Genomic DNA, 22349 nt, shown 5'->3' with positions numbered 1-22349 from the left:
CCCTCAGGCGTTGTCAGCACATCAGCACATCAGCGCATCAGCGCTTACGCGCGGCCCAGCGCCTTGCGGCGCGAGCGGCGGGAGACCGCCGTGCCGGTGCCGAGGGCCACGACGGCCGCCGCGCCCAGGCTGATCGACAGCATCGTCGCGCCGTTGTCCGACGAGCTGCTGGCCGCCGTCGGGGAGGCGTTGATCGCCATCGGGGTGTCGCTGTCGTCGCCGTGGCGGATCGGCGTCACCGAGGCCACCGAGCCGCTGCTGTTGAGCAGCACCCGCACGTTGTTCGGGCAGTCGAAGTTGAACGCGGAGTTCAGCGAGCCCGCCGAGGCGTCGAAGGACCCGTCGCCGATCCGGCCGAGCTTCCAGTTGTCCTCGATGAACTTGGTGATCGAGGACTGGTCGGTGAAGGTGTGGCTGACGTGGTTGGTGCGCGCGTAGGGCGAGATCACCATCAGCGGCTGGCGCGGGCCCACACCGCAGCGGTCCTGGTAGCCCTTCTTTGCCGCCGGACCGGCCTGGCAGGCCGCCGTGTCGGTGGTCGTGGTCGACGAGGCCGCAGTGGTGTCCGTCGAGCCGTTGGTGGGCGCGTGGTACACGTGGTCGTACCAGCCGTCGGAGTCGTCGTAGGCGAGGACCACCGCGGTCGAGGACCAGTCCGGCGAGGACTGCAGCGCGTTGATCTCCTTGACCAGGAAGTTCTGCTCGTCGATCGGGTCGGAGTAGCCCGCGTGCCCGTCCTGGTACTCACCGGCCTTGAGGAAGCTGACGGCCGGCAGGTTGCCCGCCTTCAGCGCCTCGTCGAAGTAGCTCAGGTCGTACTGGTGGTTGGCCTGGCCGTTGTTGCCGACCTCGGCCTCGCTGGCCGGAGCCAGGTGGTGCGGGTTCGAGGTCGACTTGTAGTACTCGAACGGGTCGTGGTGCGCGCTGTAGTCCGCCACCGTCGCGCCGCCCACGTTGGTGTGGGTCGCGCCGCAGACCGCGTAGCCGCTGGTCCCGTTGTACGGCGTGGTCGGGGCGAAGCCACCCTGGAACCAACCCCAGGTCACGTGCTTGGAGTTGAGCAGGTCGCCGACGTTGCCGCCCTGCATCTCCGCCAGCGGGGAGTTCGAGGTGTGGTTGTTGTTGGCGCAGTCGTCGTACGCCGGGTCCGGGTCTCCGATGACGGTGCCGACGCCCTGAGCGTTGGGCGAGTGGACCGTGTACGGGTCCGGAGTCGCCGTCTGCGTCGGGTCGGTGGTGCTGCCGTTGCCGGTGACCGAGACGACGCCGTGGGTCTGACCCGAGATCAGGTTCAGCGCGCCGACCGAGGACGGGCCGTACTCGTCGTCGAACGAGTTGTCGTTCAGCGTGTAGTGCTGCGCGTAGTTCCACATCGCCGTGACGGTGTTGCCGTCGTAGTAGTCCATGGCCAGGCCGGGCGCGCCGTAGAGGCCGCCGGAGCACGTGTCCTTGGAGGTGTACTGGACGAACTTGTCCATCTTGCCGCCGTCTTCGGCGTACTGCTCCGGCGTGTAGTTGTGGTTCTGGTCGCAGGTCAGCGCCTGCTTGCCGCTGAGGCGCTGCGGCGCGTAGAGGTTCGGGTTGCTGTTCAGCAGACCCGAGGTGACCAGCGTGTTCGCCTTGGGGGTGTGCGGCGCGGCGGTGAACGGCGTGCCGTCCGTGTTCGCGGCCTTGGGGTAGGTGCCGAAGTAGTGGTCGAAGGAGACGTTCTCTCCGAAGATCACCACCAGGTGCTTGATCGGCGTGGTGGTGTGCACCGTGCCGTGGCTCGCGCCGCCCTGGCCGCCGTGGCCGTGGTCCGCAGCCGCCCAGGCAGGAGCGGTCCCGGCGGCGACGGTCAGCGCCGCGGCCCCCACCAGCGCGGCCCAGCGCCTGCCTCGGCGCCGCGTGCTCGTGCTCTCTGCCGTACCGCTCATCCCGTTCCCCTCCAAAGGGCCTGAACAATCGTCAAGCTGCGGACCGCATCATTCGCGCTGCGAAGGACGGGCTCGGAGCGCGGAGATGACGGCCTCGTAAACGGCAGGAAAAGCCTAGCCTCTGCGCGCGTAGATCAGGCCGGTTCAGGGCAGGAGCCCGCTCCCGTACCGGTCGTTCGTGTCCCGTACGCCCGGCAGGACGAAGAAGTAGCCGCCGCCGAACGGACGGATGTAGTCCACCAGCGGCTCACCGGCCAACCTCCGCTGCACGGTGACGAACTGACGCTCCAGATCCTGCTGGAACGCACAGAACACCAGGCCCATGTCCAGGTTGCCGTTCGCGTCCGTGCCGCGGTCGTAGTTGAAGCCGCGGCGCAGCAGCCGCTGGTCTGCGGTCGGCGCGGTACGCGGGTTGGCCAGGCGGATGTGCGCGTCCATCGGGATCACGTCGCCGGTCGGGTCGGCGGCGAAGTTCGGTACGTCGGTCTCGGTCCGGCCGTCCAGCGGCGCGCCGGAGTCCTTCTGGCGGCCGAACATCCGCTCCTGCTCGGTCAGGCTCACCCGGTCCCAGAACTCGACCAGCATGCGGATCAGTCGGACGGCGAGGTAGGAACCGCCGGTGGCCCAGGCGGGTTCGCCCTGGCCCGCGCCGACCCAGAGCAACTGGTCCATCAGCCGGGAGTCGGTGACGTCGGGGTTGGCGGTGCCGTCGCGGAAGCCCATCAGGTTGCGCGGCGTGCCGACCGGTCGCGGCGGCGAGGCGAAGCCGTCGATCCGCCAGCGCACCTGCATCGCGCCCCGGGTGTGCCGGGCCACGTCGCGCAGCGCGTTGGCCAGCACGTCGGTGTCGTCGGCCTCCAACTGCAGCAGCAGGTCGCCGCCGCACTGGGTCGGGTCGAGGTCGTCGTCGGGGAAGGCCGTCATGGTCGAGAGCCGCAGCGGCTTGGCCGAGGCCAGTCCGAAACGGTCGTCGAAGAGCGAAGCCCCCGCGCCCAGCAGCGCCGTCAGCGTCCCGCCCGGGACGGTCGGGCCCAGCACGCCGGAGTCCGACGGCGGCGCGGAGATCCCGAGCGGGTCAGGGACGCCGCCGGTGACCAGGAACCGCAGCCGGTCGGTCAGGGTGCCGAACAGGTCGAGAAGACCGGACCGGTCGGCGGCCATGACGTCGAAGGCGACGAAGGCGGAGCAGCGCCGCTTGGGTGTGACGATCCCGGCCTGGTGGACGCCGTGGAAGCCCTGGGTCGCAGGTGCAGGCGTGGTGGGCGAGGCGCCGTTGCGCACCGCGGCGACCGTGCCTGCGACCGCACCGGCCGCCAGTGCTCCCGCCAGCACGGACCGCCGGCCCACACCCGACGTCGCGCTCATGTCGTCCTCCGCACGTCCAGCACCGCTGCGACCGGCGCGAGTTGCTCCACCAGATTCCCGAACACCGCGTTCAGCCGCTCGCGTTGCAGCTGCGAGAGCGACGCCGGCGGTGCGCCGTCCAGCGTGGTCAACTCGGAGCGGGCGGCGGCCATCGCCGCGTCGATGGACGGCAGGTCTACCCTGCTGGTCAGCAACGGGCGCACCAGCGCAAGGACTTCTGCCGTCCCGTCCAGATTCGCCTGCACGGTCTGCAGATTGGAGTCGCTGCCGTAGTCGGTGCGCCCGCTCAGCTCGAACTCGATCGCGTTCTCGACGATCTCGTGCGCCCGCACACCCAGCACCAACGGGTCCAACTGCACCGTCGCCCACGAGGTCTGGAGCCCCTGCACGTCGGAGCGGAGCTTGGCCGCCACGGGCGCCAGGCTGGACGCCGACGCGCCGTGCCACAGGCCGTACTCGAGCGCGTGGAACCCGGTGCTGTCCTGACGCGGGCCGTTGATCTCCTCGTCCACGTCGCCGAACGCGCCGTAGGCAGCGCCGAGGCGCTCGTAGTCGAGGTGCGCCGTCAGCCAGCGCTGCCGCGCGCCCGCCAGGTCGCCTGAGCTGACGGCCGTCTCCAGTGCCGTCACATCACCGACAAGGGAAGGGAGTTGACCGGCAACCCAGTGCTGGTACGCCACCGTGGCGGGGATCAGGTCCTGCTGCGTCACCGGGACCACCGCCGGTGTGCCGGTACCCGACTCCGACGAAGTGCCCGGGCCCTTCGGGCCCTTGACGGCGACGGTCGGCCCGGTCACCGCGTCGACGTCCTGCTGCAGGCAGCGGAAGGCGTACGCACCGGGCGCGAGACGGACCAGCATCGGCCGCGAGCGGTTCGGGGCCAGGCCCTCCACCTCGGCGACGACCGCGCCCGTGGCGGGCTCCAGCAGATCGACGTCGGTGGGGGACACGCCGGTGTCCGTCACGTCGAACACCTGCAGACCGGCCGTCGGCCGCGTCCAGCCCGCGCCGCAGGCGCTCGGTGAGATCTGCACGGCCGTGTGCGGCAGCGTCGGATAGTCCGCCGGGGCGCTGTTCGCCGCTCCGGCGCTCGCCGAACCCTGCGCGCCCCCGGACAGCTCCCACGCCGCGAGTCCGGCCAGCGCCACCGCCGTCGCCACCACCGCAACCCCGGCCCGGTACCGGCCCCGACTACCTTGCTCCACGATCGCGCTCCACCCGGCCGATGCTAGGGATGCTGGGCGCGCGTTCGAAAGGGGGGACCGGAACCGGAAAGGAAGTGTTCCCCTGCAGTTCACGCGTGCGTACGTTTCGGAAAGTTCAACCCTCGGTCGGCGAAAAGCCATCTGACGCCCCGTCGGCGCCGCCAAGCTACCCCTGGGTAGGATCTAGGCTCGTAGCATGCGCCGAGCAAAAATCGTCTGTACGCTAGGCCCCGCCACCGACAGCTACGACCAGATCAAGTCCCTGGTCCAGGCCGGAATGGATGTGGCCCGCTTCAACCTCAGCCACGGCAGTCACGCCGAGCACGAGGACCGCTACCGCCGAGTCCGCAAGGCCGCGGACGAGACCGGCCGCAGCGTCGGTATCCTGGTCGACCTGCAGGGCCCCAAGATCCGCCTCGCCACCTTCGCCGAGGGACCCGTACTGCTCGAACGCGGCGACGCGTTCACCATCACCACCGCCGACTGCAAGGGGGACCGCAACCGCTGCGGCACCACCTACGCGGGCCTCTGCGGCGACGTCACCGCGGGCGAGCGGATCCTGGTCGACGACGGCCGGGTCACCCTCGAAGTCACCTCCGTCGAAGGCCAGAACGTGCACTGCACGGTCGTCGAGGGCGGCATGGTCTCCGACCACAAGGGCCTCAACCTTCCCGGTGTGGCCGTCTCCGTCCCCGCGCTGAGCGACAAAGACGTCGCCGACCTGCGCTGGGGTCTCCGTCTGGGCGCCGACATGGTCGCCCTCTCCTTCGTCCGCAGCGCGGACGACATCAAGGACGTCCACCGCATCATGAGCGAGGAGGGACGCTTCGTCCCCGTCATCGCCAAGGTGGAGAAGCCGCAGGCGGTCGAGAACCTCGCCGAGATCGTCGACGCCTTCGACGCCGTCATGGTCGCCCGCGGCGACCTCGGCGTCGAGATGCCGCTGGAGCAGGTCCCGCTGGTGCAGAAGCGGGCCATCAAGCTCTGCCGTCGCAACGCCAAGCCGGTCATCGTGGCGACCCAGATGCTCGACTCGATGATCAACGCCTCCCGGCCCACCCGAGCCGAGGCGTCCGACGTCGCCAACGCCGTCCTCGACGGCGCCGACGCGGTGATGCTGTCCGGCGAGACCAGCGTCGGCAAGTACCCCGTCGAGACGGTCCGCACCATGAGCCGGATCGTCGAGGCGGCCGAGGAGGAGGTCCTCGCCGCCGGGCTGCCGCCGCTGACCGGCTCCCACAAGCCGCGCACCCAGGGCGGCGCGGTCGCCCGCGCGGCGGCCGAGATCGGCGACTTCCTGCACGCCAAGTACCTGGTGGCGTTCACCCAGTCCGGCGACACCGCCCGACGGCTGTCCCGCTACCGCTCGCCGATCCCGGTGCTCGCCTTCACCTACGAGCCCTCGGTGCGCAGCCGGCTCGCGCTGACCTGGGGCGTGGAGACGTTCCTGGGCCCGTTCGTGGACACCACCGACGAGATGATCGACCAGGTCGACGCCGCGCTGCTGGCCATCGGCCGGTGCGAGGTCGGCGACATCGTCGTCATCACCGCCGGCTCCCCGCCCGGTCTCGCCGGCTCCACCAACCTGGTCCGCGTCCACCACGTCGGACAGGACGACCTGCCGATCCCGCCCAGGAACCGCTGAGCAGCAGGTCGCAGCAGGTCCGCAACGGGCCCGCAGCAGGTCCGCAGTAGGTCCGGACACGAGAGAGCCCGGCCGGAGCGACGTTGCTCCGGCCGGGCTCTCTCGTTCAGCGGCGGGTGAAGGTCAGTGACCCGGGATCAGAGACCCGGGGTCAGTGACCACCCTCGTCGACGACCTCGACGTCCGTGATGTTCCGCTCGATCTCAGCGGTCTTCAGCGAGGTCGCGATCGCCCAGTAGTAGATCGCGAGCGACAGGACCGTGAGGATCGCGATGTCGTACCAGAGCCCGATGTGACCGGCGCCGCCGAAGCCGCCCTGCCAGGACACGATGCCGACGCCGATCAGGTACACCGGCAGCCACTGCGCCGACTTCCAGTCCATCTTCGGCGCCTGCGGCAGGTTCTTCGCCGACGCGTACCAGGCATAGGAGCCGAGCAGCGCGTAACCCAGCAGGATCGCCAGGCCCAGACGCCACAGCGTGGACCAGCCGCTCCAGTAGATGATCAGGGTCGCGACGACGAACGAGATCGGCGAGATGACCTGACCGAACGGCAGGCGGTACGGACGCTCACGCTCGGGCAGCTGCTTGCGCAGCGCACCGTAGGCCAGCGGGGCACCCGCGTACATCAGCACCGAGGCCGAGGTGATGAAGGAGACCAGTGCCTGCCAGCTCGGGAACGGCAGGAAGCAGATCACGCCGACGATGAAGGAGATGATCAGACCGAACCACGGCACGCCCTGGCGCTCGGTCTTCTCGAACAGCTGCGGCGCGTAGCCGTTGCGGCTCAGGCCGTAGGAGATGCGCGAGGTGGAGGTGGTGTAGATCAGGCCGGTGCCGGCGGGGGAGACCACAGCGTCGATGTAGAGGACCACGGCGAGCCAGCCCAGACCGACCAGACCTGCCAGACCCGCCCACGGGCCGGAGATGCCCTTGTACGCCAGGTCCGCCCAGCCGTGGGCGAAGGAGGCACCCGGCAGTGCGCCGATGTACGCGACCTGGAGCAGCACGTAGATGGCGGACCCGATGGCGACCGAGCCGAGCACCGCGCGCGGGATGTCCTTCTTCGGGTTCTTGCTCTCACCGGCCAGCTGGATCGCCTGCTCGAAGCCGAGCAGGGCGAAGATGATGCCGGAGGTGCTGATCGCGGCGAGGACGCCCTTCGAGCCGAACGGCGCGAAGCCGTGCGAGGTGAAGTTGCTGGCGTGGAAGTGCGTGAGGGCGACCACGAAGATCGTCACCAGCGGGATGAAGATCTTCCACCAGGTGGCAGCGCTGTTGGTGTGCGCCAGCACCTTCACGCCGAGGAAGTTGACGGCGACGAAGACCGCCATCAGCAGGGCGGCGACGAAGAAACCGGAGGTCGTCAGGGTGCCGTTGGCGTTCTGGAAGCCAGCGGCCCAGGACCAGTGACCGGCATAGCCGATCATCGCCTCGACCTCGATCGGCGCGACGGTCGCGGCCTGGAGCCAGGAGAACCAGCCGAACGACATCCCGGCGATCCCGCCGAATGCGTAGTGCGGGTAGCGGGCCGTGCCGCCGGCGACCGGGAACATGCCGCCGAGCTCAGCGTGTACGAGAGCGAGTAGCACGATCGCGATGGCGCCGATGATCCAGGACACAGTGGCCGCAGGGCCGGCGACCATGACGGCGTTCTTGGCGCCGTACAGCCAACCAGATCCGATAATGGATCCGACGGACGCCCACATCAGACCGATCAGACCGACCTCACGCTTGAGCGATCGGCGGTCTGTGGTGGGTGCCTGGGCTTGGGACGTGGTGCTCATGCAGGGCCTCTCGGTGGGGGAGCAGATGCTTGAGAGTTGCCCAACATTAAGGGTTGGTTTTTCACCATGCATAGACGTCGTTACTGAATAGATGCCTGCATGGCCAATCTTTTCCCCAGCCCAGCGGGGTCAAGACAATTGAGGAAGAATTGAGCAACCCTCATGAGCACTTATGTCCACCGCATGAACCGGCGGTAACGCCTTGGAAAGCCAAGGTCATGGCCCGGATCACTTGGGAATCGTCAGAACTTCGGTCCGACGTGCACGTCCATGAGTTGGACGGACTCCCGGCGGGCGACCGAGATGTTGTAAGGGGTCGAACCGCGACGCGTCTCTTTCCACTCTATGCCGACCCTGTCAAGGGCGTCCGTGTAGATCCGCCGGATGTCGTCGGAGACGTTGGTGAAGAAGTAACGCGGGTACTCGTAGCGCTTGCCTCGGCGCGTGGTCCAGTTCGTGATCCGACACCCGTCGGAGTGCACCAGCCCCCGGATCAGCTCCCAGGGATGCTCGTCGACGATCTCGCTCTGCCAGGGCGCGAGCTCGATCCGGCGCAGATGCTTCGGCCCCGGGCCTGCCTGGGGGAAGAGGCACGGCCAGTGCTTGCTGTAGCTGACGACGCTGGTGCATCCCTGACACGCCACCCGGCAGACGCCGCTCGCCGGAGCGACCTCGCGCATGGTCTCCTCGCAGGCTGTGATCAGCCCTGGCCAGGAGTTCGCGCAGGCGATGCGCAGGACGTGGACGCCGCGCCTCGAGCGGCTGATGCAGCCGTCGCCGAGATAGAGGCCGAGGAGGTAGGAGTAGGCCCGGTGGGGGACGTCGTCGCGGAGGCAGTGCGCGCGCCGGGGGATCGCCGGGTGCGTCTGCCATTCCCGGAGGGTCGACCGGGAGACTCCGGTGGCGCGGCTCGCGGAATTCAGGCTCAGCCCGGATCCGAGTAGTTCCAGGGCGCGCAGGCGGGTTGCGGCGTCGTACATGGGGTCACCCTGAGCGACCACCGGGCGAGTGGAGGAGAAGTCGTCGGGAAGTCACTCGTTGAGGTGATCAACGCCCGCCGGTCGCATGACCTTGGAAATGAAGGAGAAAGTGCCCCGGGTCGGACTCGAACCGACACTGTATGGGTTTTGAATCCATCGCCTGCTGCCAATTGGGCTACCGGGGCCTGCGGATCGAAGGCTGGGCCTCCCCCGCTGCACACCTAACATACCGTGTCCGGGTAGGCTCGTGCACGCACCCGCGTCATTCAGAGGAGCATCGTGACCGCCGCCGACGAGCAGCAGGACCCGCACGTCCCCCCGACGACGACCCGCGTGGTCATCGCGGAGGACGAAGCACTGATCCGCCTCGATCTCAAGGAGATGCTCGAGGAGGAGGGCTACACGGTCGTCGGCGAGGCCGGTGACGGCGAGGCGGCGGTGAAGCTCGCGCAGGAGCTGCGGCCGGACCTGGTGATCCTGGACGTCAAGATGCCCGTCCTGGACGGCCTCTCGGCCGCCGAGCAGATCCACAACGAGCAGATCGCCCCGACGCTGATGCTCACCGCGTTCTCCCAGCGCGAGCTGGTCGACCGGGCGCGGGACGCTGGGGCGATGGCTTACATCGTCAAGCCGTTCAACAAGTCCGACCTGGTCCCCGCGATCGAGATGGCCGTGTCCCGCTACAGCGAGATGCGCGCGCTGGAGCTGGAGATCGAGGACCTGAACCAGCGTCTGGAGACGCGCAAGCTGGTCGACCGGGCCAAGAGCGTGCTGCAGACGAAGTTCGGTCTGGCCGAGCCGGCCGCATTCCGCTGGATCCAGAAGACCTCGATGGACCGCCGGATGACGATGAAGGCTGTCGCCGAGGCCGTCATCGAAGAGGGCGCGGCCCAGGACGCGAAGAAGAAGACGCCGGAGCCGTCGGAGCAGGCCGCCGAGCAGGAGTAGGCGACTCAGGGCTCCGGCGTTGGCTCCGTCACCGGCTCCGGCCCGTAGGCGCCGAAGCCGCGGCAGACCTGCTCGTTGCGGAAGGTGAGCACCTCGGCGACGGCCTGTCCGCGCTCGTTGCGGTAGTTGATGACCACGGTGTCGACGGACGCGCGCACGTCCTCCACGGTGAAGTGCAGGCTGGGCAGTTGCCGCAGGCCTTCGGCCCAGTAGGCGCGGAGCGCCGCCTTGCCCTCGACGCGGCCGGACGGGTCGCCGAGGATCGTCGCGATCCGGGGCGAGGCGAAGACGACGTCGTCGGTGTAGTGGCTGAGTATCCGTTCCAGATCACGGGAGTTCCAGTCCGCTGCCCACTGCTCGGCGAACCGCTGCGCGTATGCAAGATCCATGGCGGCCGATCCTAGTCGGAGGCCGACGCGGGAAGGGGCGGTCCGCCGAAGCGGATCGCCCCTCGTGTGTCCTGCGGGTGATACCGGATCAGTCCTCGCCGAGGTAGGCCTTGCGGACCGACTCGTCGGTGAGCAGGTCCTGGCCGGTGCCGGAGAGGGAGATCCGGCCGACCTCCATCACGTGGCCGTGGTCGGCCAGGGAGAGCGCGGCCTGGGCGTTCTGTTCGACCAGCAGGATGGTCGTGCCCTGGTCGCGCAGTTCGGCGATGGTGGACATGATCTTCTGCATCATGATCGGCGAGAGGCCCATGCTCGGCTCGTCGAGCATCAGCAGCTTCGGTTGGGACATGAGTGCGCGGCCCATGGCCAGCATCTGCTGCTCGCCGCCGGAGAGGGTTCCGGCCGCCTGCTTCCGGCGTTCGCCGAGGATCGGGAACCGCTCGTACGCCCGGTCCATGTCGGCCTGGATGCCGGCCTGGTCGCGTCGGAGGAACGCGCCGAGCAGCAGGTTCTCCTCGATCGTCATGCGGGCGAAGATGCGTCGTCCCTCGGGGGAGTGGGCCAGGCCCATCCCGACGATCTTGTTGGCCGCGATGCCGTCGATCCGCTTGCCGTCGAAGCGGATCTCTCCGCTGACCGGTTTGAGCAGCCCGGAGATGGTGCGCAGCGTGGTGCTCTTGCCGGCGCCGTTGGTGCCGATCAGTGAGACGACCTGCCCGGCCTCGATGGTGAAGGAGATGCCCTTCACCGCCTCGATCTTGCCGTAGGCGACGCGGAGGTCCTCGACCTCGAGCAGCGCGGTCACTGGTCCTCCTCCGTGCTCTCGGTGCGCTCCGTGCTCGCGGCGCTCTCCGTGCTCGTCTCGGCGGCGGGAGGGGCGGTCGCTTCCCCCTCGTAGGGCGTGCCCAGGTACGCCGCGATGACGCGTTCGTCGCTCTGGACGGTCTGCGCGTCGCCCTCGACCAGCTTCTTGCCCTGGACCAGGACGGCGACGCGGTCGCACAGGTTGAAGATGAACCGCATGTCGTGCTCGATGACCAGTACGGCCATGCCGCGGTCGCGGATGGCGAAGACCAACTCCTCGGTGGCGCGGGTCTCCTGGGGGTTCATGCCGGCCGTGGGCTCGTCCAGCAGCAGCAGGCCGGGGTCGCTGGCCATGGCGCGGGCGATCTCCAGCTTGCGCTGCTCGCCGTAGGGGAGGTTGCGGGCGAGGTGGTCGCGTTTGCCGGCCAGGCCGACGAACTCCAGCAATTCCATTGCTTTGGCGCGGGATTCGGCTTCCTCGCGGCGGTAGCGGGGGCCGCGGAGTACGGCCGAGATGATGCCCTCCTTGGTCCGCGTGTGGCGGCCGACGAGGACGTTCTCCAGCACCGTCATGTTGTGGAACAGCCGGATGTTCTGGAAGGTGCGGGCCATCCCGGCCTGGGTGACCTTGTACGGGGTCGGCGGCAGCACCTTTCCCTGGTACCGGACCTGACCCTCCGTCGGGACGTAGAGACCGGTCAGGCAGTTGAAGAAGGTGGTCTTGCCGGCGCCGTTGGGGCCGATCAGGCCGATGATCTCGCCGGTGTTGACGGTGAGGTCGACGCCGCCGACGGCGGTGAGGCCGCCGAAGCGCATGACGACGTCGGTCGCCTCCAGCAGCGGGGTGCCGGTGGCGGGGACGGCTGGGCCGTCGGGGCTGCCGGGGTCCGGGGTGATGGTGTCGGTGGTCATGCTGTTCACGCCCCTGCGGTGCTGAGTTCGGCGGATCCACCGGATCCTGCGGCGCCGGCGCCCTCGCCGGTCTCCTCGGCCTCGTGGAACTCCAGTTGGCGACGGCGGCTGGCGATGATGCCCTCCGGCCGCAGGCGCATGAAGACGATGAGCGCCACGCCGAAGATCAGCAGCTCGTTGCTCTGCAGGAAGGCCAACTTGGCCTGGAGCAGGTAGAAGAGCGTCGCGCCGACGATCGGGCCGGAGACGGTGCCCATGCCGCCGATGACGACGGCGGCGAGCAGGAACGCGGAGTTGGGCGGCACCGGTCCGGAGAAGACGAACGGGTCGGGCACCACGGAGAAGTTGACGTGGGCCATCACGCTGCCGGCCAGTCCGGCCAGGGTCGCACCGAGTGCGAAGGCCAGCAGCTTGAAGCGGAATCCGTTGATTCCCATGGCCGTTGCGGCGGTCTCGTCCTCGCGGATGGCGACCCAGGCCCGGCCGATCCGGGAGTCGGCGGCGCGGCTGAAGATCAGCATGATGATGGCCATGATGATCAGCATCAGCAGGAAGTAGTTGGCGAACCGGCCGATGGTCGCGCCCAGGATGGTGTGCGGGTTGCCGAGGTTGAAGCCGAAGATGCTCAGGTCCGGGATGTTGACGATGCCGTTGGGCCCGCCGGTGACGTTGGGGCCGGAGACGCCGTCGAGGTTGGACACCACGATCCGGAAGATCTCACCGAAGCCGAGCGTCACGATGGCCAGGTAGTCGCCGCGGACGCGCAGCGTCGGCGCACCGAGCAGCACGCCGAAGAGCCCGGAGACCGCCGCGCCGGTCAGCGCCGCCGCCCAGAACGGGAAGGTGACGTGGACGGACGAGGTGACCGCGCCGGACACCAGTGCGGCGGCGTACGCGCCGACGCCGAGGAAGGCGACGTACCCGAGGTCGAGCAGACCGGCGAGGCCGACCACGACATTGAGCCCGAGCGCGGTGGCGGCGAAGATCAGCAGGTTGACGCCGAGGGTGGCGTCCGCGTCGCTCTGCTGGACGAAGACGAACGCGCCTGCCGCGACGAAGCCGCCGACGGCGGCCAGGGCACGGTTGCGGTCGAAGACGTCGCCGATGCGCCGGACCAGTCCGGCCTGGGTGAACGCCCAGAGGCCGAAGCAGAGCACCGTCAGGAAGCCGACGAACAGCTGCCAGTAGGGCGTGTCGACGCCGTAGGCGAAGATCTCCAGGGCGACGGCGAGCACGAGCACGATGAGCAGCACGTCGGCCCAGCGCGGCAGGGCCTTGCCCTTGCCCAACTCCGGGGTGGGGCCCACGTATCGGGTCACCACGGTGACCAGGCGGACCATGAACACGACGCCGCTGCCGGCCATGGTGAGGCCGGCCGCGCCGCTGCCTGCGGCCTTGAGCAGCAGGCCGAGGACCAGCAGGCCGGCGCCCGCGTAGAGGGTCTGCAGCCACTCCTGCCGGGTCGGCGCGCAGCGGACGGAGGTGGCCGAGCGGGGCAGGCTCAGACCGCCGAGCAGGGCGAGCAGGCTGGCGACGCCGGCGATCCAGCCGCCGGTGGTCAGGTTGACCAGTCCGTGCAGCTCGACGGCGATGGCGCTGACGGTGAACCAGGTGACGGCGAGGCCGCCCACGGCCGAAAGGAGCGCCGCTCCGGCGGCGTTGCCGGGCGTCAGCCCGCGCAGCCGGGGCAGTGCCGAGGCGATCCCGAACACGGTGGTCAGCAGCCCGGCCGCGAAGGTGAGCCACTGCAGTCCGCCGGGGTAGCCGGTGACGGTGAGGTCGCCCGGGAACTGTGCACTGTAGGTCCAGGAGAGGAAGGCGGAGACGGCGGTGAGCACGCCGCCTCCGATGGTGAGCCCGTGGGCGACGGCCTGGGGCATCGGGATCGCGGGGGAGAGCCCGGACCGGTCGGGGTCCGACGCGGTGCCGGAGGGCTCGGCGGGGGAGGCGGGGATGGTCTGGATGTCGGTCATGGTGCGCTCACGCCCTGTCCGCGACGCGCTCGCCCAGCAGGCCTTGGGGCCGGAACATCAGGACGAGGATGAGGATGACGAAGGCCCACACGTTGGACCAGTCCTGGCTGCCGAACTGGCTCATGCCCGGGATGTACTGCACGTAGGCGGCGGTCAGCGTCTGGGCCAGGCCCAGCACCACGCCGCCGAGCAGCGCGCCGTAGATGTTCCCGATGCCGCCGAGGACGGCTGCGGTGAAGGCGAACAGCCCGTTGAGGAAGCCCATGTTGAACTCGATCTGGCCGTAGCGCAGACCGCTGGAGACACCGGCCAGGGCGGCGAAGACGGCGCCGAGGATGAAGGCGATGACGATCACCTTGTCGGTGTCGATGCCCATCAGCCGTGCGGTGTCCGGGTCCTGGGAGGTGGCCTGCATGGCGCGCCCGGTCCGGGTGGAGCGCACGAAGTAGGCGAGGAAGAGCGTGGACAGCGCCGCCACGACCAGGACGAAGATGTCGGCGGGCTGGAAGGTGATCGGCCCCAGGTGGTAGGGCCCGCCCGGTAGTGAGGGGAACGGCCGGGCCGAGGTGTTGCCGGGGAAGCTCCACACCAGCTGCTGCAGGAAGATCGAGAGGCCGATCGCGGTGATCAGCGGCGCGAGACGGGGCGCGTTGCGCAGCGGCCGGTAGGCGAAGCGCTCGGCGAGGACGGCGACGAGCGTGGAGGTGACCACGGCTCCCAGAATCATCAAGGGCAGCGCGAGCCATATGGATATGTCCGACTTGAGCTGCGACCAGACGGCCAGCGCACCGAAGGCGCCGGTCATGAAGATCTCGCCGTGGGCGAAGTTGATCAGTTGGATGATGCCGTAGACCATCGTGTAGCCGACGGCGATGAGCCCGTACATGGCCCCGAGGAACAGGCCGTTGGCCAGGTTTTGCGGCAACTCGTGCACCGCAGGCCTCCGTAGCTTTGCTGTGGGTATGGAACAGGCGGGGGCGCAACGGTTCCGCGCCCCCGCCTACGTGCGGTGTGTCAGCCGGTGAAGGTGCCGGTCTTGACGGTGGTCCACTGGCCGTTCTTGACGCCGTAGACGGTCAACTGCTTGTTGGTGGCGTCGCCGTACTGGTCGAAGGAGACCTGGCCGGTGACACCGGCGAAGTTGACCGAGGACATGGCCGTCTCGATCGCCTGGCGCGGGTTGGACGGCAGCTTGCCGCCGTTGTTCTTCACCACGGCCTTGACGGCCTCGATGATCGACCAGGCGGAGTCGTACGAGTAGCCGCCGTACGCGGCGTACGGGTCGGAGTAGCCCGCGGCCTTGTAGTTGGCGACGAACTGGGCGGCGGACGGCAGCGACTCCACCGGCGCGCCGACGGAGGTGGCGAAGTCTCCGTTGGCCGCGGCGCCGGCCAGCTTGATGTAGGTCGGGTCGTACATGCCGTCGCCGCCGATGACCGGGATGTTGACGCCGGCCGCACTGAGCTGCTTGGTCAGCGGGGCCGCGTCCGGGTACTCGCCGCCGAAGTAGACGAAGTCGGCGCCGGAGGACTTGATCGCGGTCACGGTGGAGGAGAAGTCGCTCGCGCCGCTGGTGACGTGGTCCTGGCCGACGACGGCGCCGCCGAGCTTGGTGAACTCGCCCTTGAAGGTGGCGACCAGGCCGACGCCGTAGGTCAGCTTGTTGTCGACCAGGAAGACCTTCTTCTTGCCCAGGGTGCTGTAGGCGAACTGCGCGGCGAAGGGGCCCTGGATCGCGTCCGTGGTGGCGGTGCGGAAGTAGGACTTGAACTGGCGCGCCTTCTGGCCGCTCTGCCAGTTCGGGCCCTGGGTCAGCGACGGATTGGTGTTGGCCGGGGAGACCTCGACCAGGTTCGCCTCGTCGAAGATCTTCTGCATCGAGACGGCCACACCGGAGTTGAGCGGGCCGACGACGCCGGCCACGCTGTTGTCGGCGACCAGGGTGGTGGCGTTCTGCTGCCCCTGCTGCGGCGAGGCCTTGTCGTCCTCCGCCTCGATCTTGAAGGTGACGCCCGGGACCTCGTTGGTCTTGTTGGCGGTGTTGACCGCCAGGTCCACAGAGTCCTTGATGCCGAGGCCCAGCGCGGACAGTGGACCGGTCAGCGGGGCGTCGACCCCGATGGTGACGGTGGTGCCCGTGGAGCTGCTGGAGCCGCCGGTGGAACCGGAACCGGCACGGGAGCCGCAGGCGGTGAGGGTGAGCGCGCCGGTGGCCGCGATGGCGGTGAGGGCGAGCAGGGAACGGTTGCGCACGTGAGTCCTTTCCTCTGTTGCGAGGGTCGAACCGCGCGAAGGCCCCGACCTTGATGTACCGACGGCGCGGTGACTGGCGGCGACTTTAGGACCCCGTACCACCCGGCAGGGAGCAGTACGAATGCGATGTGATCCTGTTGTTATGACCTGAGGAAGATTTGAGACTCGCGGTTCGTACGGCGGGGTCCCTTATTGCCCCAGAAATGCGAAAAGTCACATCCCGCAAGGTATTGGGGGCTGCGGGAGAGGATAGGGCGAGTGGGGGTTGAGCGACAGTCAAAAACAAGGACGCCCCTCTCGATCGAGAGGGGCGTGCTGATCTGACGTGTGGTCAGATGTCGCGCAGCATGCAGGTCAGGCGGCAGCTGGTGATCCGGCGGCCCTGGTCGTCGGTGATGGCGATCTCGTAGGTGGCCGCGGTCCGGCCGCGGAAGACCGCCGTCGCCACGCCGGTGACCAGGCCGGAGGTGGCCGAGCGGTGGTGCGTGGCGTTGAGGTCGACGCCGACCGCGTAGCGACCCGGGCCCGCGTGCAGCATCGCGCCGACCGAGCCGATGGTCTCCGCCAGCGCGGCGGACGCGCCGCCGTGCAGCAGGCCGTACGGCTGTTGGTTGCCCTCCACCGGCATGGTGCCGACCACGCGCTCGGGCGAGGCCTCGACGATCCGGATCCCCATCTTCTCGCCGAGGTGGCCGCCGGAGAAGGTGTCCGCGGTCACGCCGAGCTTGGCGAAGTGGTCGATCACGTCCTGCGGCACGTTCAGCTTGATGCCGGGCTCGGTGCTCGCGGGGGTCTGGTCGGACATGTTGCTCCTGACGCCGTCGTCGTGCCGATGTCGTTCGGATGCCACCCCCGCGTTCCGGAATGATCCGGTCTCCTGCGGGGGGATCCGGTGCGATCGTACGACGCCGTCGGAGCGGGCGTGGTGCGGGCCCGCTGGTGTGCCCGCCGGTGCGCGGGCCTGTCGCTCCGCGCCGACTGTCGGTGGCGGGCCATAGGATTTCGTCCCGTAAGCACGGCAGTCGGCAGAGCGGTGGGTGGCAGTCAATGGCAGGCAGTACGACGAGCAGGACCAGCGGCACCAAGGGCCGGCTGCTGCTCATGGACGGCCACTCCATGGCGTACCGCGCCTTCTACGCCCTGCCCGAGGAGAACTTCTCCACCGTGACGGGCCAGTCGACCAACGCGGTCTACGGCTTCACGTCGATGCTGGCCAACATCCTGCGCGACGAGGCGCCCACCCACTTCGCGGTCGCCTTCGACGTCTCCCGCAAGACGTTCCGGGCCGGCATCTACCCCGAGTACAAGGCCAATCGCTCGGCCTCGCCGGAGGGCTTCCGCGGCCAGGTCGAGCTGGTCTCCGAGCTGCTCGACGCGATGCACGTGCCGCATCTGCGCTCGCCCGAGTACGAGGCCGACGACATCATCGCCACCCTGGCCACCGCCGCCGGGGCCGAGGGCTACGAGGTGCTGATCCTCACCGGCGACCGCGACTCGCTCCAACTGGTCACCGAGAACGTCACCGTCCTCTACCCGACCAAGGGCGTCTCCGAGTTCACCCGCTACACCCCCGAGAAGGTCCTCGAGAAGTACGGCGTCACCCCCGCCCAGTACCCGGACCTCGCCGCGCTGCGCGGCGACCCGTCGGACAACCTCCCCGGCATCCCCGGCGTCGGCGAGAAGACCGCCGCCAAGTGGATCAACCAGTACGGCTCCTTCGGCGAGCTGGTCGCCCACGCCGAGGAGGTCAAGGGCAAGATCGGCGAGAAGCTCCGCGCCGGTCTCGACGACGTCAAGCTCAACCGCGAGCTGACCGAGCTGATCCGCGACGTCGAGCTGCCGCTCGGCGTGGGCGAACTGGCCCGGCAGCCCTACGACGTCCCGGCCACCACGCTGCTGCTGGACACCCTGGAGTTCCGCAACCAGCAGCTGCGCGACCGCCTCTTCGCCGCCGACCCGGGCGCGGGCGCAGGCGCAGCCGAGGCCGCTGCTGCGTCCGGTCCCGGCGTCGACATCCACGGCACGCTGCTCACCGAGCCCGGCTCGGTCGCGGCCTGGCTGGCCGAGCACGCGGCCGAGGGCCGGGTCGGCCTCGCCGCCGACTACACCTGGTCGTTGGGCGAGGGCCACGTCACCGCCGTCGGCCTCGCCGTCCCTGACGGTCCGGCCGCCTGGCTGGACCCGACCTCGCTCGCCGAGACCGATGAGCAGGCCTTCGCCGCCTGGCTGGCCGACGCCACCCGGCCCAAGGCGTTGCACGTCGCCAAGCAGGTCCAGCGCGCTTTCGCCGAGCACGGCTGGCAGATCGCGGGCATCGAGGCGGACAGCGCCCTGGCCGCCTACCTGGAGAAGCCCGGCCGCCGCACCTTCGGTCTCGACGTCCTCGCCGAGGAGTACCTGGGCCGCACGCTCGGCTCCAGCGCGGCCGCCGACAGCGGCCAGCTGGCCTTCGGCGACGAGGCCTCCGAGGACGACCAGGCGGCCGCGGCGGCGGAGTTGCTGATGGTCCAGGCCCGCACGGTGCTCGACCTCGCCGAGCTCTTCGAGACCCGCCTGGCCAAGGACAACGCCCTGACCCTGATGCGCGACCTCGAACTCCCCGTCGCCGAGCTGCTGGCCCGGATGGAGCGCACCGGCATCTCCGCCGACCGCGAGTGGCTGGGCCAGCTGGAGATCCAGTTCGGCGCGGCCGTCCAGCAGGCGGTCAAGGAGGCCCACCACGCGGTCGGCCACGAGTTCAACCTCGGCTCGCCGAAGCAGCTCCAGGAGATCCTCTTCAACGAGCTGGGCCTGCCCAAGACCAAGAAGATCAAGACGGGCTACACCACCGACGCGGACGCGCTCACCTGGCTGGCCGGTCAGACCGAGCACGAGCTGCCCGTCATCCTGCTGCGTCACCGCGACCAGACCCGGCTGCGCAGCACGGTCGAGGGCCTGATCAAGACCGTCGCGGCGGACGGCCGGATCCACACCACCTTCAACCAGATGGTCGCCGCCACCGGCCGCCTCTCCTCCACCGACCCGAACCTGCAGAACATCCCGGTCCGCACCGAGGAGGGCCGGATGATCCGCCGCGCCTTCGTGGTCGGCGAGGGCTTCGAGACGCTGCTGACCGCCGACTACAGTCAGATCGAGCTCCGGGTGATGGCCCATCTCTCCGAGGACGAGGGCCTGTTGGCCGCTTTCGCCTCCGGCGAGGACCTGCACACCACGGTCGGCTCCTACGTCTTCGACGTCGCGCCGGGCGCAGTCGACGCGGAGATGCGCCGCAAGGTCAAGGCGATGTCCTACGGCCTGGCGTACGGTCTCTCCGCCTTCGGGCTCTCCCAGCAGCTCGACATCGAGACCGCCGAGGCGCGCCGTCTGATGGACACCTACTTCGAGCGCTTCGGCGGCGTCCGCGACTACCTGCAGCGCGTCGTCGAGGAGGCCCGGGGCACCGGCTACACCGAGACCCTGCTCGGCCGCCGCCGCTACCTGCCCGACCTCACCAGCGACAACCGGCAGCGCCGCGAGATGGCCGAGCGGATGGCGCTCAACGCCCCGATCCAGGGCTCCGCTGCGGACATCGTCAAGATCGCCATGCTCAAGGTCGACGCCGCGCTGCGCGAGGCGGAGCTCGCCTCCCGGATGCTGCTCCAAGTCCACGACGAAATCGTGCTGGACGTCGCCCCCGGCGAGCGGCAGCGCGTCGAGGAGCTGGTCCGCCGCGAGATGGCGGGCGCGTACCCGCTCCGCGCCCCGCTGGACGTCTCCGTCGGCGTCGGCGCGAACTGGGAGGACGCGGGTCACTGACGGGCCCCTGCGGCTTTCCGCGCAGCGCGGCGGCGTCCGACCCACGGTCGGGGCCGCCGCGCTGCGCCGTTTCAAAACCCTTGTGAATGTGGGGAGTTGATGGTTCGCAAGGAGGGGTGGGCCGGGTGGGCGAGCGCACCGGTCCGGTAGAACCTGTTCTCATTTCCTGCGCGCGGCGCTACGGTGCGCTCCTGTCCGGGATACCCGGGACAGCGGCGGAGGGAGCAGGGCATGCGTGCGCTGATCGCGGCGGTGGTGGGAGCCGTGCTCGCGTTGGTGGTGGCCTTCCTCGCCGTGCCGTTGGCCGACCAGAACGGCCCGACCACGGCCAAACCGCTGATGACCAGCGCTCCGGCGCACCCCTGACGGCCCATCAGCCTGACGCCCTGACAGCGAAGGAGTGGTTCCAGGATGCGGCACCGTATCGGTCTGCTGCTCGTCGCGCTGGCGGCCTTCGTCTCGGTCCTCGGCGTCATGATGCGGGTCTGGGTCTATCCGCGCGTCGTCGCCGTACCCGACAACCAGTACCAGGTCGTGGTGCTGCAGGCGAAGGACGCGACGCTGATCGACTACGCGACGCTGACCTCGGTGCCGCACCAGACGGTGACCATCGTGCAGACCCTCAAGGGCGACGCCGCCGCGGCCCAGGCCGAGAAGAAGCGCACCGGCCGGAGCGTGGTGGTCTGGGACACCCTGTCCTACATCCTCGGCGGCGACGGCAAGCGGCTCTCGGCCATCCCCGAGGTGTACACCTTCGACCCGCGCACGCAGGACCCGGTGCACTGCTGCGGCGAGAGCATCGAAGGCGACGCGGTCAGCCGGATCGGCGTCGAGTACAAGTTCCCGTTCAACACCCAGCCGCACGACTACCAGTACTTCGACGAGCAGACCCGGACCTCCGCGCCGATCCACTACAAGGGGACCGAAAAGGTAGGCGGGTTGACCGTCTACTACTTCGAACAGACGATTCCGTGGACGCAGGTCCCCTTCCCGAAGACCATGCCGGCGAATGTGGCCATCACACCCGCGCAGATCGCCGCCCTCGGCTACCAGCGCTGGTACACCACGGTCCGCAAGTTCTGGGTCGACCCGGTCACCGGCGCACCCGTGAACGGCGAGGAGATCCACAACGAGCAGCTGCGCTTCCCCGCGTCGGCCCACCACGCGCCGGTGACGGTCTTCCAGGGCGACGTGAAGATCCGCCCCGACTACCAGGCCGCCACGCTGGCCCTGGTGAAGAACGAGCAGACGCTGGTGCTCATGCTCAGCACCTACCTGCCCTGGGGCCTGCCGCTGCTCGGCGTCGGGCTGCTGGCGCTGGCCTTCGTGGTCGAGGGCCGCGACCGCCGTCGCCGGGCGGACGGGAACAGCGGGTCCCAGGGCCCGGCTTCAGTCGCGGAGGCAGACGAAGATCGCGGTCCCCGGGATGTGCCGTCCGCGCAGGGGGCTCCACCCGCCCCACTCTGAGGTCAGCCCCTCCGGCCACTCCGGCTCGACCAGGTCGACCAGCCGGAAACCGGCCGCCGCCAGCTCGCGCACCCTGTCGCCGAGGGTCCGGTGGTGCTCGACGTAGACAGCGCTCCCGTCCTCGTCCTGCTCGACGTAGGGGGTCCGGTCGAAGTACGAGGACACCGCCGTCAGCCCCTCCGGGCCGGGCTCGTCGGGGAACGCCCAGCGGATCGGGTGGGTCACCGAGAAGACCCAGCGTCCGCCGGGCCGCACCACGCGGTGCACCTCGCGCATCAGCTGCGCGGTGTCGGCGGCGAAGGGCACCGCCCCGTATGCCGAACAGGCCAGGTCGAAGGAGGCGTCCGCGAAGGGAAGCACGCCCGCGTCCGCCTGGACCAGCGGCACCGGCGGCAGCTCGAGCTGCTCGTCGATCCGCAGCGAGTGCTGCAACTGCCGGAACGAGAGGTCCAGTGCGACCGGAAGCGCGCCCTGGGCCGCCAGCCAGCGGGAGCACTGGGCGGCGCCGGCGCCGATCTCCAGCACCCGCTGTCCGCGCAGCTGCGCCGGGTCGCCGAGCAGGTGCGCGTCGGCCTCGTCCAGTCCCTCGGGGCACCAGGTGAACCGGGCGTCGCCGAGGAACCCGCCGTGTTCGACCTGGTACTCGTCGGCGTTGCGGTCCCACCAGCCACGGTTGGCCCGGCTGCTCTCGACGCCGTCCGAGTCGCGGCGAACCGCCTCCGCGTCGTCGTCACCGGGGATGTCTTCGGCAAAGGTGTCATCGATCATGTCGGCGATAGCGTAATCTGTGGGGCGTAGCAAGCGAGGCCGCCGTGGGTCTTGCGAATGGTCCCGTTCGAGCGATAGACATCACTCCGTCCGGGCCCTTTCCCACGGTGCGGTATCCGCATTGACCGTCCACGACTGTCCCC

At 69.4% G+C, this 22349-nt stretch carries 18 protein-coding genes and 1 tRNA gene; 5 read left to right on the top strand and 14 right to left on the bottom strand.

The features are described from left to right. Positions 1–44: 44 nt before the first annotated feature. From ABH928_RS10375 to ABH928_RS10365, 3 genes are all read right to left on the bottom strand, one after another. A complete protein-coding gene (locus tag ABH928_RS10375) occupies positions 45–1916 on the bottom strand; it encodes a phospholipase C (RefSeq protein ID WP_370064530.1) in 1872 nt (623 codons plus the stop codon). 144 nt (positions 1917–2060) lie between these two features. Beyond that, positions 2061–3281, bottom strand: coding sequence for an iron uptake transporter deferrochelatase/peroxidase subunit (gene efeB, locus ABH928_RS10370; protein ID WP_370064528.1), 1221 nt, complete (start codon positions 3279–3281; stop codon positions 2061–2063). After that, a complete protein-coding gene (locus tag ABH928_RS10365) occupies positions 3278–4486 on the bottom strand; it encodes an EfeM/EfeO family lipoprotein (RefSeq protein ID WP_370064526.1) in 1209 nt (402 codons plus the stop codon). Before ABH928_RS10365 ends, efeB begins: the two co-directional genes overlap by 4 nt. 196 nt (positions 4487–4682) lie before the next feature. Here ABH928_RS10365 and pyk point away from each other — a divergent pair, with 196 nt between their 5' ends. Further along, positions 4683–6131 (top strand): pyruvate kinase, encoded by a 1449-nt coding sequence (gene pyk / locus ABH928_RS10360; RefSeq protein ID WP_370064524.1) that lies wholly within the window; start codon positions 4683–4685, stop codon positions 6129–6131. Between the two features lie 151 nt (positions 6132–6282). Here the strand turns inward: pyk and ABH928_RS10355 are convergent, their stop codons facing one another. From ABH928_RS10355 to ABH928_RS10345, 3 genes are all read right to left on the bottom strand, one after another. Then, positions 6283–7917 (bottom strand): APC family permease, encoded by a 1635-nt coding sequence (locus ABH928_RS10355; protein ID WP_370064522.1) that lies wholly within the window; start codon positions 7915–7917, stop codon positions 6283–6285. Positions 7918–8159: 242 nt separating this feature from the next. Continuing rightward, positions 8160–8897, bottom strand: coding sequence for a transcriptional regulator (locus tag ABH928_RS10350; protein ID WP_370064520.1), 738 nt, complete (start codon positions 8895–8897; stop codon positions 8160–8162). 110 nt (positions 8898–9007) lie between these two features. Further along, positions 9008–9082 (bottom strand) — tRNA-Leu (locus ABH928_RS10345). A 94-nt stretch (positions 9083–9176) separates the two neighbouring features. On the opposite strand from ABH928_RS10345, the gene ABH928_RS10340 reads away from it, so the two are divergent. Beyond that, positions 9177–9845, top strand: a complete 669-nt coding sequence (locus ABH928_RS10340) for an ANTAR domain-containing response regulator (protein WP_370064518.1) — start codon at positions 9177–9179, stop codon at positions 9843–9845. Positions 9846–9850: 5 nt separating this feature from the next. On the opposite strand, the gene ABH928_RS10335 is transcribed toward ABH928_RS10340, so the two are convergent. The 7 genes from ABH928_RS10335 to ABH928_RS10305 all read right to left on the bottom strand — a co-directional run bounded on the left by ABH928_RS10335 (position 9851) and on the right by ABH928_RS10305 (position 16981). Then, on the bottom strand, positions 9851–10234 hold the full coding sequence (locus tag ABH928_RS10335) for a nuclear transport factor 2 family protein (RefSeq protein WP_370064516.1): 384 nt from the start codon (positions 10232–10234) through the stop codon (positions 9851–9853). An 88-nt stretch (positions 10235–10322) separates the two neighbouring features. After that, a complete protein-coding gene (locus ABH928_RS10330) occupies positions 10323–11039 on the bottom strand; it encodes an ABC transporter ATP-binding protein (protein ID WP_370064514.1) in 717 nt (238 codons plus the stop codon). After that, positions 11036–11950 carry an ABC transporter ATP-binding protein gene (locus tag ABH928_RS10325; RefSeq protein ID WP_370064512.1) on the bottom strand — a complete coding sequence of 305 codons (915 nt, stop codon included), beginning with the start codon at positions 11948–11950 and terminating at the stop codon, positions 11036–11038. The genes ABH928_RS10330 and ABH928_RS10325 overlap by 4 nt, the downstream gene beginning before the upstream one ends. Positions 11951–11955: 5 nt before the next feature. Then, positions 11956–13923 (bottom strand): branched-chain amino acid ABC transporter permease, encoded by a 1968-nt coding sequence (locus ABH928_RS10320; protein ID WP_370064510.1) that lies wholly within the window; start codon positions 13921–13923, stop codon positions 11956–11958. A 7-nt stretch (positions 13924–13930) separates the two neighbouring features. Next, a complete protein-coding gene (locus ABH928_RS10315; RefSeq protein ID WP_370064508.1) occupies positions 13931–14857 on the bottom strand; it encodes a branched-chain amino acid ABC transporter permease in 927 nt (308 codons plus the stop codon). Positions 14858–14937: 80 nt separating this feature from the next. Beyond that, positions 14938–16176: a branched-chain amino acid ABC transporter substrate-binding protein gene (locus tag ABH928_RS10310; protein ID WP_370064506.1), complete on the bottom strand. Its 1239-nt coding sequence runs from the start codon at positions 16174–16176 to the stop codon at positions 14938–14940. Positions 16177–16507: 331 nt separating this feature from the next. Further along, a complete protein-coding gene (locus tag ABH928_RS10305; protein WP_370064504.1) occupies positions 16508–16981 on the bottom strand; it encodes a PaaI family thioesterase in 474 nt (157 codons plus the stop codon). 242 nt (positions 16982–17223) lie between these two features. Here ABH928_RS10305 and polA point away from each other — a divergent pair, with 242 nt between their 5' ends. The 3 genes from polA to ABH928_RS10290 all read left to right on the top strand — a co-directional run bounded on the left by polA (position 17224) and on the right by ABH928_RS10290 (position 21438). Continuing rightward, a complete protein-coding gene (gene polA, locus ABH928_RS10300) occupies positions 17224–19971 on the top strand; it encodes a DNA polymerase I (RefSeq protein WP_370064502.1) in 2748 nt (915 codons plus the stop codon). Positions 19972–20202: 231 nt separating this feature from the next. Then, positions 20203–20337, top strand: a complete 135-nt coding sequence (locus ABH928_RS10295; RefSeq protein ID WP_370064500.1) for an SPW_0924 family protein — start codon at positions 20203–20205, stop codon at positions 20335–20337. Between the two features lie 45 nt (positions 20338–20382). Beyond that, positions 20383–21438: a DUF3068 domain-containing protein gene (locus ABH928_RS10290; RefSeq protein ID WP_370064498.1), complete on the top strand. Its 1056-nt coding sequence runs from the start codon at positions 20383–20385 to the stop codon at positions 21436–21438. Here the strand turns inward: ABH928_RS10290 and ABH928_RS10285 are convergent. Then, positions 21361–22206 (bottom strand): class I SAM-dependent methyltransferase, encoded by an 846-nt coding sequence (locus tag ABH928_RS10285; protein WP_370064496.1) that lies wholly within the window; start codon positions 22204–22206, stop codon positions 21361–21363. The genes ABH928_RS10290 and ABH928_RS10285 overlap by 78 nt on opposite strands. Positions 22207–22349 lie beyond the last annotated feature (143 nt).

The sequence above is a fragment of the Streptacidiphilus sp. MAP5-3 genome, assembly GCF_041262505.1.
Classification (GTDB): Bacteria; Actinomycetota; Actinomycetes; order Streptomycetales; family Streptomycetaceae; genus Streptacidiphilus.
This window is presented reverse-complemented; position numbering and strand designations above follow the sequence as displayed.